Raw genomic sequence first — 16,452 nt, forward strand, 5'->3', positions numbered from 1 at the left:
GCGTTGAACGGTAAACTCGTGGTGCTGATGGGCGGGAGCGGCTTCATCGGCAATTACGTCGCGCAGGCGCTGCTCGCGCGCGGCGCGCGGCTGCGGATCGCCAGCCGCCATCCGGAGCGCGCCTTCAATCTCAAGCCGCTCGCCAATCTGGGCCAGATCCAGTTCGCGCGTTGCGACGTAACCGACCGGAACAGCGTCGACAATGTCGTCGCGGGCGCCGATGCGGTGGTCAATCTGGTCGGCGCCTTCGAGGGCGATCTGCGCCAGATCATGGGCAAAAGCGCGGGCTGGATGGCCGAGGCGGCTGCCAAGGCCGGAGCCACTAGCTTCGTCCATGTCAGCGCGATCGCAGCTCAGCCTGAAGACGAGACCGAAATCGAATATGCCGCGGCCAAGAAACTGGGCGAGGAGCTCGTCCGCGAGGCCTTCCCGCAGGCGACGGTGCTGCGCCCGTCGATCCTGTTCGGCAAGGACGACGCGTTTCTTTCGATGTTCGCACAGATGATCCGCTTCGTCCCCGTACTGCCCGTGTTCGGGCCCGAGGCCGAGCTCCAGTTGGTCTATGTCGACGATGTCGCGGAAGCGGTCGCGGTGGCGCTGGAGGATCCCGGCCAGCACGGCGGTAAAATCTTCGAGCTGGGCGGCCCGGAGCGGCTGACCATGATGGAAATCAATCGCCGGATCGCCGCCGCGCAACGGCGCAAGCGGACCTTCCTGCCGATGCCCGATGCGGTCTCGAGCACCTTCGCCGCGCTCCCCGGCACGCCGATGGGCAAGGACCAGTGGGCCCTCCTCAAGCAGAACAGCGTGGTCTCGGATGATCAGCCCGGATTTGCGGAGCTGGGGATCGAGCCCAAACCGCTGGGGCTGTTTCTCGATAAGTGGATGGTTCGCTACCGCCGCCAGGGGCGCTTTTCCGACCGGGCCGCATCCTGAGGATTTCGGCTGGCGTCGGACTTCGGCGTCACGCCTTGTCGGCGGGGCCTTGGTCGATAATCAGCCCGACAGGCTCGACCAGAAGCTCCGACCCGTCGCTGCCGGTGATCCGCACCCGCTCGCCCACCGCCATGTCCGGGCCGCGCGCAATCCATTCGCTATCGCCGACCTTTATCCGCCCGCTGCCCGAGACCAGCTCCTGCGTGACCAGCGCGGTCTGGCCGATCAGCCGCCCACCGCGATTGTTGAGCAGCGGATCCGAGCTGACGATCGGGCGGTCGCGCAGCATCCGCCGCGCGGAGAAGGCGAAGATCAGCGTCAGGAAGATGAAGCTGGTGACCTGGATCGCAAGCGAAGGGACCGCGACCAGCGTGATCACCCCGGTGGCCAGCGCGGCCATCGCGAGCCACATCAGATAGACGCCGGGGACGACCATCTCGAGCCCGCCCAGGATCAGGCCCGCAGCGAACCAGATCCAATGGGCCTCGATCCCGTCCACTTAGCCCTCAGCCCTGCGAGGGGTCGTTGGAGGAAGGCACGCTGGCGCGGCGCACCGGCTGCGGTCGCTGCGGGCGCGACGGGGGGATCGGCGTACCGGTGTCGGCCGTGCCCTGATTGTCGCCGAAGGTGCCGCGCACCAGCTCGCCGATTCCGCCCAGCGAGCCGATCAGCTGGGTCGCCTCGACCGGGAACAGGATGGTCTTGGCGTTGGGGCTGTCGGCGAATTTGCCGATCGCCTTGGTGTATTCCTGCGCGACGAAATAGTTGATCGCCTGGTTGCCCGACTGGGCGATGGCGTCGGAGACCAGCTCGGTCGCCTTGGCTTCGGCCTGCGCCGCGCGCTCGCGCGCCTCGGCATCGCGGAAGGCGGCTTCGCGCTTGCCCTCGGCCTTGAGGATGGCGGACTGCTTGTCGCCCTCGGCGCGCAGGATGCTCGACGCGCGGTCGCCCTCGGCCTCGAGGATTTCGGCGCGCTTGAGCCGTTCGGCCTTCATCTGCCGCGCCATCGCCTCGGAGATGTCGAGCGGCGGACGGATGTCCTTGATCTCGACGCGGGTGATCTTGACCCCCCAGGGCGAGGTCGCGTGATCGACCACCGAGAGCAGCCGCGCGTTGATTTCGTCGCGCTTGGACAGAGTCTCGTCGAGATCCATGCTGCCCATCACCGTGCGCAGGTTGGTCGTGGTGAGCGCCATGATCGCCTGATAGAGATTGGAGACCTCATAGGCCGCCTTGCCCGCATCGAGCACCTGGAAGAAGACCACCGCATCGACCCCGACCATCGCGTTGTCGGCGGTGATGATTTCCTGCCCGGGAATGTCGAGCACCTGCTCCATCACATTGACCTTGCGCCCGACGCGATCGATCAGCGGGATGATGAGATGGAGGCCCGGCTCGGCCGCCATGGTGTATTTGCCCAGCCGTTCGATGGTGTAGACGAACCCCTGTTTGACGACCGTGACCGCCATCACCAGGAAGATGAACAGCACCAGCACCGCCAGTGCCATGAAAATCAGACCACCCATCGCGTTCACTCTCCCTTGCTGGGCATCAGCCTACCCCATGCGTCGCCACTCGCAAAATTGAAAAGCAGGCCGGGGTGAATGGACAAGGCGCCCGCATCGCTGCAGGATACGCCGCATGGCGACCGGATACCGGCGCCCGGGGAGAGGGTGTGATGCGAAATCTGGGATACGCCGCGCTGGCGATGCTCGCGCTGGCCGGTTGCGGCGACATGGTCGCGCAGGAAAACACCGGCGGGATCGATGCCATCAAGCTGGTCAATGCGGGCGACGACTGGGCCAACTGGATCACCCACGGGCGCACCTATTCCGAACAGCGCTTCTCGCCGCTCGATCAGGTAAACCGCGACACTGTCGACGGCCTGGGGCTCGCCTGGTTCGCCGATATGGACACCGGCCGCGGACAGGAGGCGACCCCGCTGGTGATGGACGGCAAGCTCTATGTCACCACCGCCTGGAGCAAGGTGAAGGCCTACGATGCAGCCACGGGTGAGCCGCTGTGGGAGTATGACCCCGAAGTTCCCGGCGAGACTGCGGTCAAGGCCTGTTGCGACGTGGTCAATCGCGGGCTGGCCGCCTGGGGCGATCGCCTGTTCCTGGGTACGCTCGACGGGCGGCTGGTGGCGCTCGACCGCGACACCGGGGCGGTCGAATGGGAAAAGGTCACGGTCGATCAGGACCAGTCCTACACCATTACCGGCTCGCCGCGCGTGATCGACGGCAAGGTGCTGATCGGCAATGGCGGCGCCGAATTCGGCGTGCGCGGCTATATCGCCGCCTATGACGCAGCCGATGGCGCGGAGCTGTGGCGCTTCTACACCGTTCCCGAAGGCGACGAGGACGAGGATGCCGAGGCGCCCGAGTACCTCAAAGCCGCCGCCGCCACCTGGAGCGGCGATGTCCTCGGCGGGGAGAGCGGCATCGGTGGCGGGGGCACGGTCTGGGATTCGATGGCCTACGATCCCGAACTCGACCTGCTCTATATCGGCGTCGGCAACGGCAGCCCGTGGAACCGCGCCTATCGCAGCCCCGGAGCCGATGGCCGCGGCGAAGGCGACAATCTCTATCTCTCGAGCATCGTCGCGATCCGCCCCGATACCGGCGAATACGTCTGGCACTACCAGACCACTCCGGGCGAGACCTGGGACTATACCGCCACCCAGCACATCATTCTCGCCGATATCGAAATCGATGGCGCACAGCGGCAGGTGCTGATGCAAGCGCCCAAGAACGGCTTCTTCTACGTCATCGACCGCGCGACCGGCGAGTTCATCTCCGGCGAGGCGTATATCCCGCAGAACTGGGCGTCGGGGATCGACGCCGAGGGTCGCCCGATCCAGAACGAAGAAGCGCGGATCGATGTGACCGGCAAACCGGCGATGGTGATGCCCGGCCCGCTTGGCGGTCACAACTGGCACCCGATGGCCTGGCATCCCGGCGAGGGGCTGGTCTATATCCCGGCCTTCGAGGCAGCCTCGATCTATGCCCCCGAAGCGAATTGGAAACCCGATCGCGCGCGCGGCTTCAATGTCGGTTTCGATCTGGGCGCGGGCGATCTGCCGCCCGATCTCGGCATCCGCCGCGAGGTTTATGGCACGGTCAAGGGCAAGCTGCTCGCGTGGGACCCGGTCAAACAGGAAGCGCGCTGGGAGGTCGAATTCCCCGGTCCGTGGAACGGTGGATTGCTCGCCACCGGCGGGGGTCTCGTGTTCCAGGGCAATTCCTCGAGCGAATTCAGCGCCTATGACGCCGCGAACGGCAGCAAATTATGGAGCTTCGCCGCGCAGACCGGGATCGTCGCTCCACCGATCACCTATACGGTCGCAGGCGAGCAATATGTCGCGGTGCTGGCCGGCTGGGGCGGAGCCTATGCCATCTCCGCCGATGGCGGGCTGGTGAATGATCAGGGGCCGGTGCGCAACATCAGCCGGCTGCTGGTGTTCAAGCTGGGCGGCACCGGCGCGCTCCCCGATATGCCCGAGCTCGCGCAATTGCCGCTCGATCCGCCCCCCAGCCGCGCCAGCGCCGCTATGATCGCCGAGGGTGGCAAGCACTACGCGCGCTATTGCGCGGTGTGTCATGCGCCTGCCGCGGTGGGTTCTACCGTGCTGCCCGACCTCAGGCGCAGCGGCACGCTGTCGAACCGCGACGCTTTCCAGGCGGTGGTCCACGATGGCGTGCTCTCGCAGAACGGCATGGCGAGCTTTGCGCAATCGCTGAGCAAGGAACAGATCGACGCGGTGCGCGCCTACATCGTCTTCCGCGCCAATCAGGACAAGCAGATGGAGGCGGAAGCGGCCCAAAGCAACCGGGTGGCGGCGCGCTAGCTGAAAGGCCGCGCGCCGCTCACGGCCAGCGTCAGCCGAGCTGGGCGGTGTACAAGGCCAGCAAATTGGCCCAGGCGCGCTCGGCCTGCGTCCGGTCGTAGGCAGGGGAGTCGGGCACGGTCCAGCCATGGTCGGCGGGATAGACCTCGACCTCGGCGCTGACGTTCGCCGCCTGCGCGGCCTGGCGCAGCACGGTCTTGACCTCAGGGCCCTCGGCATCGTCATCCTGCGAGATGGCGAAGATATAGCCGGTTTCGGGCGTGCCCTCGAGCAGCGCGTGCGGGCTCATCGGATTGTCCTCGACGACCAGACCGCCACCATGGAAGCTCGCGGCCGCCGCGACCCGCGAGGGCACTGCGGCTGCGGTCCAGACGGTGAAGGGCCCGCCCATGCAATAGCCCTGCGTGCCGATACCGCGCGCGGTATCGACGCTCGGTTGCTGGTCGAGCCAGCCAACGAGCGCGCGGGCATCGCGCATAATCGGCTCGGCGGTGAGCTTGCCGCGCCACGGGCCGACCTTGCCGAACCCGCCGCCGGCGCGGAAAGCGGCGAAATCCTCGAACTGTTCGCCCGCGACATCGCGGTAATAGGGGTTGATCACCAGCACCGCATAGCCGCGCTCGGCCAGCCGCCGCGCCATCATCCGGAAGGCGTCGCGCAGTCCAGCGATATCCGGCCAGACCACCACCGCCGGATGGCGACCGCTCGCGGGGTGGACGAAGAAAGCGTCGGCCTGGCCATCGGGGGTCTGGATAACCACCGAACTCTCGGTCAGCCCGCTGCCGCCCAGTGCCGCATCGCCGACCGCGCCATTGACCCCGGTGCAGGCGGCCAGCGCCGCGGAACCGCTCAACACGGCGAACTGCCGCCGGTTGAAGCGCGGCAACCTGTGCCCGTCGAATTCACCGTCCTTGCACATCGTCTCTCTCCTCGTTCCGTTCTCGGCGTCGGCGACTATCTCCGGCTCAGGGCACTTTCGCTCTGCGCCATCAGCTTGGCCATGATCTCGGCCACCGGTTCCTCTTCCTTGAGCATCCCGACCGACTGGCCCGCCATCAGGCTGCCGTTCTCGATATCGCCATCGATGACCGCGCGGCGCAAGGCGCCCGCCCAGTAATGCTCGATCTGCAATTGCGCCTCGCCCATTGCGATTTCCTCGCGGTCGAGCGTGGCGGCGACCTCGCGCTGCTTCTCGGTGAAGGCCTCGCCGCCCTTGTTCTTGAGCGCGCGCACCGGGATCACCGGCAGCCGCGGATCGAGCTGGACGCTGGCGACCGCATCGCGCGCATTGGCGCGAAAGTAGGCCTTCTTGAAATCGGGGTGCGCAATGCTCTCGGTGGCGCAGGAAAACCGCGTGCCGAGCTGGACCCCGGCGGCGCCCATCTCGAGATAGCCCGCGATCGCCTGCCCGCGTCCGATCCCACCGGCGACGAAGACGACATGGTCCTCCGCAAGCTCGGGGAGCATTTCCTGCGCCAGCACGCTGGTCGAGACCGGGCCGATATGGCCGCCCGCCTCCATCCCCTCGATCACCAGCGCATCGCCGCCCGAGCGCAGCAGCTTCTTCGCCAGCGCCAGCGTCGGCGCGAAGACGATGACCTTGGCGGGGTTCTTGCCCCCCTTGATCGCCTCGACGCTGCCCTTGGGCGGGATCCCGCCCGCCAGCACGATATGGCCCACCCCGTGGCGCTCGCAGACCTCGATCAGGTCGAGCAGCCCGGGGTGCATGGTGATGAGGTTGACGCCGAAGGGCTTGTCGGTACGCTTTTTGGTTTCGGCGATCTCGGTGTCGAGCAGCTCGGGGGTCATCGCACCGCAGGCGATCACGCCGAAGCCGCCGGCGTTCGAGATGGCAGCCACGAGATTGCGCTCGGACACCCAGCTCATCGCGCCGCACATGATCGCGTATTTGGTGCCGAGAAATTCTGCGCCGCGCTGCATCAAGCGGGCGGTTCTGGGATAATCGTTCATGGCCACGGCCCTAGTGCGGCACGCCTGTGCTCGCAAGCGCCGGGGCGCGGGAGTGCGAACACGCATTCCCCAAATCTCGACATTGCAAGCGAAGCGGTGCCGTAGGCGGCCGGAGGCCAACCAATCCACGGAACGGCGCCGTGGATTGCCGCGGAGACTGCGGCTCCTCGCAATGACGAACAGGGGAGCGCCCCGCCCACCCCGTTCGTGTCGAGCGAAGTCGAGACACCCGCACCCACCTCTCGACTGCGCTCGAGGCGAACGGATAGGGAGCCGGCCCCACATCCCAACCCCAATCCCTCAATCGTAGTGAATCTGCACCATCTCCGCCGCCTTGCGCGCAGCCGCACGTGCCGCATCGGTGTCCGCGCCGGTCGCCAGCGCCACCCCCATCCGGCGATAGGGCCGCGCCTCGGGCTTGCCGAAGATGCGGATATCGGCGCCCTCGGCCATCGCCTCGGCCAGCCCGCTGTAGCGCAGCATCGCGCTGTCGCGATCGGCGAGGATGACCGCCGAGGCGGCGGGCCGCGCGCGGATCGGTTCGGGGATCGGCAGCCCCATCACCGCGCGCGCGTGGAGATCGAATTCTGAGAGGTTCTGGCTGAGCAGCGTGACCATGCCGGTGTCGTGCGGGCGCGGCGAGAGCTCGGAGAAGATCACCTCCTCGCCCTTGACGAAGAATTCGACCCCGTAGAGCCCGTAGCCGCCCAGATCCTCGACCACCGTGCGCGCCATCTCCTGCGCGCGGCCGATCGCCGCATCCGCCATCGGCGCGGGCTGCCAGCTCTCGCGATAATCGCCGCGTTCCTGGCGGTGGCCGATCGGCGGGCAGAAGGTCGTGCCGTCCTTGTGACGGACCGTCAGCAGCGTGATCTCGTAATCGAGATCGACGAATTGCTCGACGATCACCCGCGCCCGATCGCCGCGCATGTTTGCGACCGCATACTCCCACGCCGCTTCGAGCCCGGCCGCGTCCTGCACCGTGGTCTGGCCCTTGCCCGAGGAGGACATCACCGGCTTGATCACGCACGGAAAGCCCGCATGCTCCGCCGCCGCGCGGACTTCGTCGAGGTTCACGGCGTAGCGATAGCGCGAGGTTTCCAGCCCCAGCTCCTGCGCAGCGAGATCGCGGATCGCATCGCGGTTCATCGTCAGCTGCGCGGCGCGCGCCGATGGCACCACGGTGAAGCCCTCGGCCTCGAGCTCGGCGAGCACCTCGGTGCGGATCGCCTCCAATTCGGGGACGATATAGTCGGGCCGGTGGCGCTCGACCGCCTCGCGCAGCTTCACGCCGTCGAGCATCGAGAACACCTCGCGCGCATCGGCCATCTGCATCGCGGGCGCGTGGTCGTAGGCGTCGCAGGCGATCACATAAGCGCCCAGCCGCTTGGCCGAGATTACGAATTCACGCCCCAGCTCGCCCGAGCCCAGCAGGAGGATTTTCGCGGTAAAGCTCACCGTGTCGCCCTCAAGCCGCCTCGTCCGGCGCATCCAGCCCGTAGGCGGTGTGCAGGACGCGCACCGCGAGTTCGGTCTCGTCCTCGTCGATCATCACGCTGACCTTGATCTCGCTGGTGGTGATCGCCTGGATGTTGATCCCGCGGTCGGCAAGCGAGCGGAACATCGTCGCGGCAACGCCCGCGTGGCTCTTCATGCCCACCCCGACGACCGAGATCTTGGCGATCTTGCTATCGGTGATGATGCGGTTGAAGCCGATCTCCTCGCGGCGGTCCTCGAGCAGCGCCTGCGCGCGCGCCAGATCGGACTGCGGCACGGTGAAGGTGACATCGGTCTCGCCCTTGTCGCGGCCGACGTTCTGGATGATCATGTCGACATTGATGCTCGCCTTGGCCAGCGGGTCGAAGATATGCGCCACCGAGCCGGGCCGGTCGGGGACGCGGGTCAGGATGATCTTGGCTTCGTTCTTGTCGTGCGCGATCCCGGTCACGTGCTGGCGTTCCATTTCGCCCTTCTCCACCAATGCGTTCATTTCCTCCTCGGAGACGATCATCGTCCCGGGGTAATCGTCGGCCGAGGCAGCATCGTCGTCGACGAAGCTGGAGAGCACCTGGACGCGGACATTCTCCTTCATCGCCAGCCCGACCGAACGGGTCTGGAGCACCTTGGCCCCGACGCTCGCCAGCTCGAGCATTTCCTCATAGGTCACCGCGCGCAGCTTGCGCGCCTTGGCGACGATCCGCGGGTCGGTGGTGTAGACGCCGTCGACATCGGTATAGATGTCGCAGCGATCGGCATGGACCGCCGCGGCCACCGCCACCGCCGAAGTGTCCGACCCGCCGCGTCCCATGGTGGTGATGCGGTTGAGGTCGGAAACCCCCTGAAAACCGGGAATGACCGCGATCTCGCCGCGCTCCATCGCCGCGATCAGCCCCTCGCCGTCGATGCTCTCGACCCGCGCGCTGGCATGGCTCTCGATCGTCTTGAGCGGCAATTGCCAGCCCAGCCAGCTGCGCGCCGGGCAGCCGATCGACTGCAGCGTCAGCGCCAGCAGCCCGGCGGTGACCTGTTCGCCGCTGGCGACCACGACATCGTATTCCGCTGCGTCGTAGAGCGCGTTGGCCTCGCGGCAGAAATTGATCAGCCGGTCGGTCTCGCCCGCCATGGCGGAGACGACCACCGCGACCTGATTGCCGCCCGCGGCCTGCTTGCGCACGATATTGGCGACCCGGCGGATCCGCTCGGTCCCCGCCATCGATGTGCCGCCGAATTTCATCACGATCCGTGCCAAGCGCGCACCTCTTGCTGGTAAGCTTCGATGCGCGCTGTTACGGATCGCGCATGAGCGATGCAACAGCGCGGACGCGAAGCAATCCTATCGGCGCGGCAACCATCCGCCCCGAAGAGGCGGCGCATTTCGGTCGGCTAGCCGCCGACTGGTGGAATCCCAAGGGCAGTTCGGCGATGCTCCACCGGCTCAATCCGGTGCGGTTGCGCTTCATCCGCGACGGGATCGACCTGCACTGGGGCGGCGATGTCCGCGGCCGACAACCGCTGGCGGGCAAAAGCGCGCTCGATGTCGGCTGCGGCGCGGGCCTGCTGTGCGAACCGCTGGCCCGGCTTGGCGCCACGGTGACGGGCGTTGATGCCGCGCCCGAGAACGTGCAGGCGGCGGCGCTCCACGCCGATGGCTCGGGGCTCGATATCCGCTATCTGGCGGGGGAGCTCGCGCAGCTCGATCTGGGGCAGTTCGATCTGGTGACCTGTCTCGAAGTGCTCGAACATGTCGCCGACAAACCCGGTTTCATTGCCGATCTGGTGGCAAGGCTGGCACCCGGCGGGCTGCTGGTCCTGTCCACCCCGAACCGCACCGCGCAGTCGCGCGTGCTGCTGGTCGAGGGGGCGGAGCGGCTGGGAATGGTCCCGCGCGGGACGCATCACTGGGACGATTTCATCACCCCCGACGAGCTGGAGCCGCTGCTGCGCGCCGCCGGGCTGGAGGTGGTCACGACCAGCGGGATCGGCTTCCGCCCCGACAAAGGGCTGCACCTGTCCGAGGACATGGCGCTCAACTACATCCTCACCGCGCGCCGCCCGGCATAGCGCAGCCCGGCTGCGCAGCCCCGCCGCGCCAGTCGAGCGCGCGCGCGGGATCGTCGGCGAAGACCCCGTCGATCCCAGCCGCCGCGAGCATCGCGTAGAGCGTCGCATCGCAGCCGATGGTGCCTTCGTTCGTGCCGAGGCGCAGGGGAGCGGGGAGGAATACGTTCTCCTTGCGCAGCGTCCAGGCATGGACCGCCAGCCCTGCCGCCTTGGCATCCGCCACCACCGGAGTCGCGCTGCCATCGGGCGCCAGCAGCAGCGGGATCGCCGCGCCGATCCCGTCGGCATAGGTCGCGATCTCGGCGAGGCCCGTGGGCGTGAGCATCTCGGAATAGCGCATCGCGGGCTCGTCCGCCGGTCCGCCTTCGGGCGCCACCAGCTGGATCAGCCGGAAATCGGTGCGCTGTGCCAGCCGCTTGAGCGGGGCGATCTCGAAGCTCTGCAGGAACACCGGCGCATCGGCACCTGCGTAACCCGCTTCGCGCAGCGCGAGCACCAGCAGGTCGACGGTGTCGATACCTTCGTACTGGAGCAGGAAATTGGGGTGCTTGAGCTCGGGATAAATCCCGATGGTCCGACCCGTCTCGGCCTCCTTGGCGCGCACCAGCCGCACGATCTCGGCGAAGGTCGGGATCTGGTAGAGCGTGTCATAACCGACATTGCCGGGGCGCACCGATGGCAGCCGCTCGACCACCCGCAGCGTGCGCAGCTCGGCCAGCGTGAAATCCTCCGCGAACCAGCCCGAAACCAGCTGGCCGTCGATCTCCTTGCTGCGGCGGCGATCCTCGAATTCCTCGCGCGAGGCGACATCGGTGGTGTCGGAAAGCTCGTTCTCGTGCCGCGCGACCAGCACCAGATCGCTGGTCGCGACCAGATCGGGTTCGATGTAATCCGCGCCCGCATCGATGGCGCGTTCATAGGCGGCGAGCGTATGTTCGGGACGCTCCCCGCTCGCGCCGCGATGGGCGATGACGAGCATGCCCTCGCCCGCCGGTTGCGCAACCAGCGGCGGCGCTGCCAGCGCGGCGAGCGCCGCGGCAGCGGCGATCAGAAAGCGGCGTCCCATTCATCCTCCTTGAACCCGACCAGCAGGCCAGCTGCATGCTCCACCACCGGGCGCTTGATCATGCTCGGCTGGGATTGCAGCAGTGTGACGGCCCTGGCCGCATCGATATCGGCCTTGTCGGCATCGTCGAGCTTGCGAAAGGTGGTCCCGCGACGGTTGAGCACCGTATCGACACCCTCGGCCTCGATCCAGCGGGCGAGCTGTTCGGGGTCGGCGCCCTCCTTCTTGAAATCGTGGAAGACATGGTCGAGCCCGCGCGCCTCGAGATATCTGCGCGCCTTTTTCACCGTGTCGCAATTGGGAATGCCGTAGAGGTGGATGGTCATCGAAACTCCGTCAGCTGGGTCTGGTCAAATGTGCATCGGCGATCGCCACCGCCAGCGCATCGGCGGCATCGGCGCCCGCGATCGCTGCGCCTGGCAGCAGGATCTTGAGCATCGCCTGAACCTGCGTTTTTTCCGCCGCGCCGGTGCCGACCACTGATTTCTTCACCGCCCGCGCGGCATGTTCGCCGACCGAAAGCCCCGCAGCCCCGCATGCCGCCAGCACACAGCCGCGCGCCTGCGCCAGCTTGAGGGTGGATTGCGGGTTCTTGTTGACGAAAACCTCCTCCGCCGCGGCGCGGTCGGGGCGATGCGCGGCGATCACCACTTCGATCTCGCGATAAAGCTGCGCCAGTCGGTCAGCCATGGGCGCTTTGGAATCGGTCTTTACCTGCCCGTTGGCGAGATGGACCAGCTGCGAACCCTCGGTCCGGATCAGCCCCCAGCCAGTGCAGGACAAAGAGGGGTCGAGACCGAGTATGATCATGGTGCCTCTCTGCTTGCGCGGGGATGCCGGCCCGATTGCAGCATCGTTGTCATCGAAGGCCACGACCCCTGCAGGTCGAAGCCAGGTCCGGCAGGTCCGAAAGGCGCCCGGATTAGCCCTCGAGCTTTTCCATCACCTCGTCGGAAATGTCGTAATTGCCCCACACCGTCTGGACATCGTCGTCGTCGTCGAGCGCGTCGATCAGCTTGAGCAGCGTGCCTGCGCTCTTCTCGTCCATGTCGACGGTGAGGCTGGGTTTCCAGGCGAGCTTGACCGTCTCGGCCTCGCCCAGCGCCTGCTCGAGATCGGTGGCGACCTGGTGGAGATCCTCCGCCGCGGTCCAGATCTCGTGGCCGTCCTCGTTCGAGGCGATGTCTTCGGCTCCCGCTTCCATCGCCGCCTCGAGGACCTTCTCTTCGCCCCCGGCATCGGCAGGATAAAAGATGTAGCCGAGCCGTTCGAACCCGTGCTGGACGCTGCCTTCGGTACCCAGATTGCCACCATGCTTGCTGAAGGCGGTGCGGACCGAGGTCGCGGTGCGGTTGCGATTGTCGGTAAGCGCCTCGACGATGATCGCGCTACCACCCGGGCCGTAGCCTTCGTAGCGCACTTCCTCGTAATTGGCTTCGTCGCTGCCGCTGGCCTTGTCGATCGCCCGCTGGATATTGTCCTTGGGCATGGACTGCGACTTGGCGGCGTTCACCGCCAGCCGCAGCCGCGGGTTCATATCCGGATCGGGCGTCCCCATCTTGGCCGCCACGGTGATTTCGCGGCTGAGCTTGGAAAAGAGGTTGGACCGTTTCTTGTCCTGCGCACCCTTGCGGTGCATGATGTTCTTGAATTTGGAATGGCCTGCCATGGGTATCGCTTGATAATTGTGGGAGGGATCAGAAGGTCGCAATAGCCTCATGACCAGCGAGACGACAAGCCTTGGCGAGGCGAATTCCGCCCGCGAGGAATGGCGGCGCTTTGCCGCCTTCCTCAAGCACCCCCGGTTGCCGGCGCGCGCTCGGCCGCCGAGCCGCGTGGGCCTGCGCGCCGTGATGCGGATGCTGGGGCTCGATTTGGCGATGATGGCGGTCCTGATGGCGGTGGCCGCGATCGTGGTCGCTGCCGGGATCGACCTGCCGGCGACCGCGCTAGAGAACATCGATATTTCGCTCGCTATCGTGGCGCTGGTCGTGATCGGTGCGCCGCTGCTCGAAGAGATCGCCTTCCGAAGCTGGCTCTCGGGCCGACCGGGTCACGTGTTCGCACTGTTGGTCCTGGCAGCGGGAATTTTTGGCTTGGCCGCGCTGGTATCGCTGGCCGCTCCTTCACGGGCAATGTTCGCTCTGGCTGGCGCGGTGGTGATCCCGGTCCTTGTGCTGCTGATCCTGTGGCGCTGGTGGAGACACGACGCAATGGGCTGGTTCGCCCGGGTCTTCCCGCTGTTGTTCTGGGTCAGCACCGCGGCTTTCGCCTGCATCCACCTGTTCAACTACGATCAGGGCAGTCTTTATATACTGCTGCCAATGGTGTTCCCGCAATTCGTGACGGGGTCGATCCTGGGCTATCTGCGCGTGCATTACGGCCTGTGGGCAGCCATCCTGTTGCATGCGCTCCATAATGGCGCGATCATGGCTCTGGTTCTGGTCGGAATGGGCCTGACGCGCTGATCAGATCCGCACGGCGGTGCCGCTGGCGCTGACCATCAGCATGGATCCCTTTTGCCCGATCACCTCGTAATCGAGATCGATCCCGACCACCGCATTGCCGCCGCGGCTGCCGCATTCGGCCTGCAATTCCTGAATCGCCTTCTCGCGCGCCTCGCCCAGGATGCGCTCGTAACTGCCCGAACGCCCGCCGACGATGTCGCGGATATTGGCGAACAGGTCGCGAAACAGGTTTGCGCCCACGATCACCTCGCCGGTCACGATCCCGAGATATTCCCGGATCGGACGGCCTTCGATCGTGTGCGTGGTCGTCACGATAATCCCGCGCGCATCTTTCCAGGGGCCTGCCATGACTTGTCTCCTCTTGCCTCACCGCGCGCCATCGAACGATCGCGATCGCTGTGGCTTACGCCCAGTTGCTAAGGTGGAAAAAGGCCGCGATCAAGCGGTACCCGCCACCATCAGCCCATGCCGAGAGCGGCCTTGTAGGTCTCGAGAATGGTTTCCTGCTCGGAGCGGTCGTCGGGCTTCATCTTCCGCAGCCGGACGACCTGGCGCATGATCTTGGGGTCGTAGCCGACCGCCTTGGATTCGGCATAAACATCGCGGATGTCGTCGGCGATGCCCTTCTTTTCTTCCTCGAGGCGTTCGACCCGCTCGATCAGCAGGCGCAGGCGGTCGTCGGTGGCTTCGGCCATGTGTGAATGCTCCAATGGAAATGAGAATCGGTTGCGGGCCTGCTAGCCGACCGCGTCGCGCCGGTGAAGGTGGTGGCGCGCTATTCCACGCGATTCTTCGCCACGCTGTCTTTCATCCGCTGCAATTGCTCTTCGGTCGCAGGAGTCTGGCGGGTGGCTTTCCTCTCTTCCATCGGCATGCCGTGGATGAGCGCGCGCGCATCAGCCTTGTCGCCAGCGTAGCCCGCATCGCGGATCCAGTCGGCCAGACAGTTGCGGCAGAACCCCGAGAGCCCCATCAGATCGATGTTCTGGGCATCGTGGCGATGCTGCAGATGCCGCACCAGTCGCCGGAACGCGGCAGCAGCGACATCGTCGGGCAATTCATCGAGCGGATCGGCATTCGTGGTCATGGCGCGGCTTCATCCTTGAGTTGCAACAGAGGCCTGTCATAGCGGCAGCCATGAAAAAATTCGATCCCCGCGGCCGCAAGGTCAAGATCCTCGCCACTCTCGGCCCCGCCTGCTGCGACCCCGATGTGATGCGTCGGCTGTTCGAGGCCGGTGCCGACGCCTTCCGCGTCAACATGAGCCATGGCGAGCACGAGACCCACGCCGAAGCCATCCGCAACATCCGCGCGCTGGAAAAGCAGTTCGGTCGCCCGATCCCGATCTTCGCGGATTTGCAGGGGCCCAAATTGCGGGTCGGCAAATTCAAGGACGGCAAGGCGGTCATCCGCCATTCGGGGCACTTCACGCTCGATCGCGATCCGACACCGGGTGACGAGACGCGGGTCGAACTGCCCCATCCCGAATTGTTCGGCCTGCTGGAAAAAGGCCAGCGATTGCTGATCAACGACGGCAAGATCCGCCTCAGGGTGATCCGCGCCGGCGAGGACGAAATCCTCTGTTCGGCCGAGGTCGGCGGGGTTATCTCGGATCGCAAGGGCGTCAACGTCCCCGATGCCGAGATCCCCATCCCCGCGCTGACCGAAAAGGATCGCCGGGACCTCGCCTTCGCGCTGGCGCAAGGGGTCGACTGGATCGGGCTGAGCTTCGTCCAGCGGCCCGAGGACATTGCCGAGGCACGCAAGCTGATCGGCGGCAAAGCGGCCCTCTGCGCCAAGATCGAGAAGCCGATGGCGATCCGGCGGCTCGACGAGATCGTCGAACTCTCCGACGGGATCATGGTGGCGCGCGGCGATCTCGGGGTTGAACTCGAACCGCAGGAAGTGCCGCCGCTGCAGAAGCGGATCGTCAACACCGCGCGGCTGGTGGGCAAGCCGGTGATCGTAGCGACGCAGATGCTCGAATCGATGATCGAAAGCCCCGCCCCGACCCGCGCCGAGGTCTCCGACGTGGCCAATGCGGTCTATGACGGCGCCGATGCGGTAATGCTCTCGGCGGAAACCGCAGCGGGCGATTGGCCCGAGGAAGCCGTGACGATCATGCACCGCATCGCAGTCCAGGTCGAACGCGACGAAGGCTATATCGAGCGGGTGCGCTTCCTCGATACGCCACCCGACCGGACCACCGCCGATGCGCTGGCGCATTCCTGCATGACGGTGGCCGATACGGTCGCGATCAAGGCGATCACTGTTTTCACCGGCTCGGGTTCGACCGCACGCCGCGTCGCCCGCGAACGGCCCTCGGTACCGATGATGGTGCTCACGCCGTCGTACGAAACCGCGCGGCGGGTCGGCCTGTTGTGGGGCGCCCATGCGGTCGTCACCCGCGATATCGGCAGCTTCGAGGAGATGATCGCCAAGGGCAAGCGCATGGCGCTGCGCCACGGTTTCGCCAGCGGCGGGGACAAGCTGATCGTGCTCGCGGGGGTTCCCTTCGGCACCCCCGGCTCGACCAATCTGCTCCACGTCGTCACGCTCACCGGTAACGAGCTGCAAAAGTACCAGGGCTGACGGTCACG

General features: G+C 66.3%; 18 protein-coding genes. 5 read left to right on the forward strand and 13 right to left on the reverse strand.

The window, feature by feature from the left end; translation table 11 throughout:
* The first annotated feature begins 3 nt into the window (after positions 1-3).
* Complete coding sequence (locus A9995_RS03915) at positions 4-936, forward strand: complex I NDUFA9 subunit family protein (RefSeq protein ID WP_369815804.1); 933 nt, start codon at positions 4-6, stop codon at positions 934-936.
* A gap of 28 nt (positions 937-964) precedes the next feature.
* Here the strand turns inward: A9995_RS03915 and A9995_RS03920 are convergent, their stop codons facing one another.
* On the reverse strand, positions 965-1,435 hold the full coding sequence (locus A9995_RS03920; RefSeq protein WP_067609579.1) for an NfeD family protein: 471 nt from the start codon (positions 1,433-1,435) through the stop codon (positions 965-967).
* A gap of 7 nt (positions 1,436-1,442) precedes the next feature.
* Positions 1,443-2,462, reverse strand: a complete 1,020-nt coding sequence (locus tag A9995_RS03925) for an SPFH domain-containing protein (protein ID WP_067609581.1) — start codon at positions 2,460-2,462, stop codon at positions 1,443-1,445.
* Positions 2,463-2,614: 152 nt separating this feature from the next.
* On the opposite strand from A9995_RS03925, the gene A9995_RS03930 reads away from it, so the two are divergent.
* On the forward strand, positions 2,615-4,786 hold the full coding sequence (locus tag A9995_RS03930) for a PQQ-dependent dehydrogenase, methanol/ethanol family (RefSeq protein WP_067609583.1): 2,172 nt from the start codon (positions 2,615-2,617) through the stop codon (positions 4,784-4,786).
* A 31-nt stretch (positions 4,787-4,817) separates the two neighbouring features.
* Here the strand turns inward: A9995_RS03930 and A9995_RS03935 are convergent, their stop codons facing one another.
* From A9995_RS03935 to A9995_RS03950, 4 genes are all read right to left on the reverse strand, one after another.
* Positions 4,818-5,705, reverse strand: coding sequence for a dienelactone hydrolase family protein (locus tag A9995_RS03935; RefSeq protein ID WP_067609585.1), 888 nt, complete (start codon positions 5,703-5,705; stop codon positions 4,818-4,820).
* 35 nt (positions 5,706-5,740) lie between these two features.
* The gene (locus A9995_RS03940) at positions 5,741-6,757 is read right to left on the reverse strand and encodes a nitronate monooxygenase family protein (RefSeq protein WP_082992469.1); all 1,017 of its coding nucleotides are present in this window, start codon (positions 6,755-6,757) and stop codon (positions 5,741-5,743) included.
* Between the two features lie 300 nt (positions 6,758-7,057).
* Positions 7,058-8,215: a formate-dependent phosphoribosylglycinamide formyltransferase gene (gene purT, locus A9995_RS03945; protein ID WP_067610286.1), complete on the reverse strand. Its 1,158-nt coding sequence runs from the start codon at positions 8,213-8,215 to the stop codon at positions 7,058-7,060.
* A gap of 10 nt (positions 8,216-8,225) precedes the next feature.
* On the reverse strand, positions 8,226-9,506 hold the full coding sequence (locus tag A9995_RS03950; protein ID WP_067609589.1) for an aspartate kinase: 1,281 nt from the start codon (positions 9,504-9,506) through the stop codon (positions 8,226-8,228).
* Between the two features lie 50 nt (positions 9,507-9,556).
* Between A9995_RS03950 and ubiG the strand changes: the two genes are divergently transcribed.
* Positions 9,557-10,318 carry a bifunctional 2-polyprenyl-6-hydroxyphenol methylase/3-demethylubiquinol 3-O-methyltransferase UbiG gene (ubiG, locus tag A9995_RS03955; protein WP_067610288.1) on the forward strand — a complete coding sequence of 254 codons (762 nt, stop codon included), beginning with the start codon at positions 9,557-9,559 and terminating at the stop codon, positions 10,316-10,318.
* Here the strand turns inward: ubiG and A9995_RS03960 are convergent.
* The 4 genes from A9995_RS03960 to A9995_RS03975 all read right to left on the reverse strand — a co-directional run bounded on the left by A9995_RS03960 (position 10,296) and on the right by A9995_RS03975 (position 13,053).
* Entirely contained in the window at positions 10,296-11,384 is a 1,089-nt protein-coding gene (locus A9995_RS03960; protein ID WP_067609590.1) for a glycerophosphodiester phosphodiesterase family protein, read from the reverse strand. The two genes, ubiG and A9995_RS03960, sit on opposite strands and share 23 nt — an antisense overlap.
* A complete protein-coding gene (locus tag A9995_RS03965) occupies positions 11,366-11,710 on the reverse strand; it encodes an arsenate reductase (protein ID WP_067609592.1) in 345 nt (114 codons plus the stop codon). The genes A9995_RS03960 and A9995_RS03965 overlap by 19 nt, the downstream gene beginning before the upstream one ends.
* 10 nt (positions 11,711-11,720) lie before the next feature.
* Complete coding sequence (gene ruvC, locus A9995_RS03970; protein WP_067610290.1) at positions 11,721-12,194, reverse strand: crossover junction endodeoxyribonuclease RuvC; 474 nt, start codon at positions 12,192-12,194, stop codon at positions 11,721-11,723.
* 112 nt (positions 12,195-12,306) lie between these two features.
* Positions 12,307-13,053 (reverse strand): YebC/PmpR family DNA-binding transcriptional regulator, encoded by a 747-nt coding sequence (locus A9995_RS03975; RefSeq protein WP_067609594.1) that lies wholly within the window; start codon positions 13,051-13,053, stop codon positions 12,307-12,309.
* Between the two features lie 49 nt (positions 13,054-13,102).
* On the opposite strand from A9995_RS03975, the gene A9995_RS03980 reads away from it, so the two are divergent.
* Complete coding sequence (locus A9995_RS03980) at positions 13,103-13,852, forward strand: type II CAAX prenyl endopeptidase Rce1 family protein (RefSeq protein WP_067609596.1); 750 nt, start codon at positions 13,103-13,105, stop codon at positions 13,850-13,852.
* On the opposite strand, the gene A9995_RS03985 is transcribed toward A9995_RS03980, so the two are convergent.
* The 3 genes from A9995_RS03985 to A9995_RS03995 all read right to left on the reverse strand — a co-directional run bounded on the left by A9995_RS03985 (position 13,853) and on the right by A9995_RS03995 (position 14,939).
* On the reverse strand, positions 13,853-14,170 hold the full coding sequence (locus A9995_RS03985; protein WP_067610292.1) for a heavy metal-binding domain-containing protein: 318 nt from the start codon (positions 14,168-14,170) through the stop codon (positions 13,853-13,855).
* 140 nt (positions 14,171-14,310) lie between these two features.
* Entirely contained in the window at positions 14,311-14,547 is a 237-nt protein-coding gene (locus A9995_RS03990) for a DUF2312 domain-containing protein (protein ID WP_067609598.1), read from the reverse strand.
* Positions 14,548-14,627: 80 nt separating this feature from the next.
* Positions 14,628-14,939 carry a DUF1244 domain-containing protein gene (locus A9995_RS03995; RefSeq protein ID WP_067609600.1) on the reverse strand — a complete coding sequence of 104 codons (312 nt, stop codon included), beginning with the start codon at positions 14,937-14,939 and terminating at the stop codon, positions 14,628-14,630.
* Between the two features lie 50 nt (positions 14,940-14,989).
* Here A9995_RS03995 and pyk point away from each other — a divergent pair, with 50 nt between their 5' ends.
* Positions 14,990-16,444 carry a pyruvate kinase gene (pyk, locus tag A9995_RS04000; RefSeq protein WP_067609602.1) on the forward strand — a complete coding sequence of 485 codons (1,455 nt, stop codon included), beginning with the start codon at positions 14,990-14,992 and terminating at the stop codon, positions 16,442-16,444.
* The last annotated feature ends 8 nt before the right edge of the window (positions 16,445-16,452 follow it).

Source organism: Erythrobacter sp. QSSC1-22B (assembly GCF_001678665.1).
GTDB lineage: Bacteria > Pseudomonadota > Alphaproteobacteria > Sphingomonadales > Sphingomonadaceae > Qipengyuania.

Coding starts and splice junctions, on each gene's coding strand:
- A9995_RS03925 (WP_067609581.1), bottom strand. CDS start 2,462: ATGGGTGGTCTGATTTTCATGGCACTGGCGGTGCTGGTGCTGTTCATC.
- A9995_RS03930 (WP_067609583.1), top strand. CDS start 2,615: ATGCGAAATCTGGGATACGCCGCGCTGGCGATGCTCGCGCTGGCCGGT.
- A9995_RS03935 (WP_067609585.1), bottom strand. CDS start 5,705: ATGTGCAAGGACGGTGAATTCGACGGGCACAGGTTGCCGCGCTTCAAC.
- A9995_RS03940 (WP_082992469.1), bottom strand. CDS start 6,757: ATGAACGATTATCCCAGAACCGCCCGCTTGATGCAGCGCGGCGCAGAA.
- ubiG (WP_067610288.1), top strand. CDS start 9,557: ATGAGCGATGCAACAGCGCGGACGCGAAGCAATCCTATCGGCGCGGCA.
- A9995_RS03960 (WP_067609590.1), bottom strand. CDS start 11,384: ATGGGACGCCGCTTTCTGATCGCCGCTGCCGCGGCGCTCGCCGCGCTG.
- A9995_RS03965 (WP_067609592.1), bottom strand. CDS start 11,710: ATGACCATCCACCTCTACGGCATTCCCAATTGCGACACGGTGAAAAAG.
- ruvC (WP_067610290.1), bottom strand. CDS start 12,194: ATGATCATACTCGGTCTCGACCCCTCTTTGTCCTGCACTGGCTGGGGG.
- A9995_RS03975 (WP_067609594.1), bottom strand. CDS start 13,053: ATGGCAGGCCATTCCAAATTCAAGAACATCATGCACCGCAAGGGTGCG.
- A9995_RS03980 (WP_067609596.1), top strand. CDS start 13,103: ATGACCAGCGAGACGACAAGCCTTGGCGAGGCGAATTCCGCCCGCGAG.
- A9995_RS03990 (WP_067609598.1), bottom strand. CDS start 14,547: ATGGCCGAAGCCACCGACGACCGCCTGCGCCTGCTGATCGAGCGGGTC.
- A9995_RS03995 (WP_067609600.1), bottom strand. CDS start 14,939: ATGACCACGAATGCCGATCCGCTCGATGAATTGCCCGACGATGTCGCT.
- pyk (WP_067609602.1), top strand. CDS start 14,990: ATGAAAAAATTCGATCCCCGCGGCCGCAAGGTCAAGATCCTCGCCACT.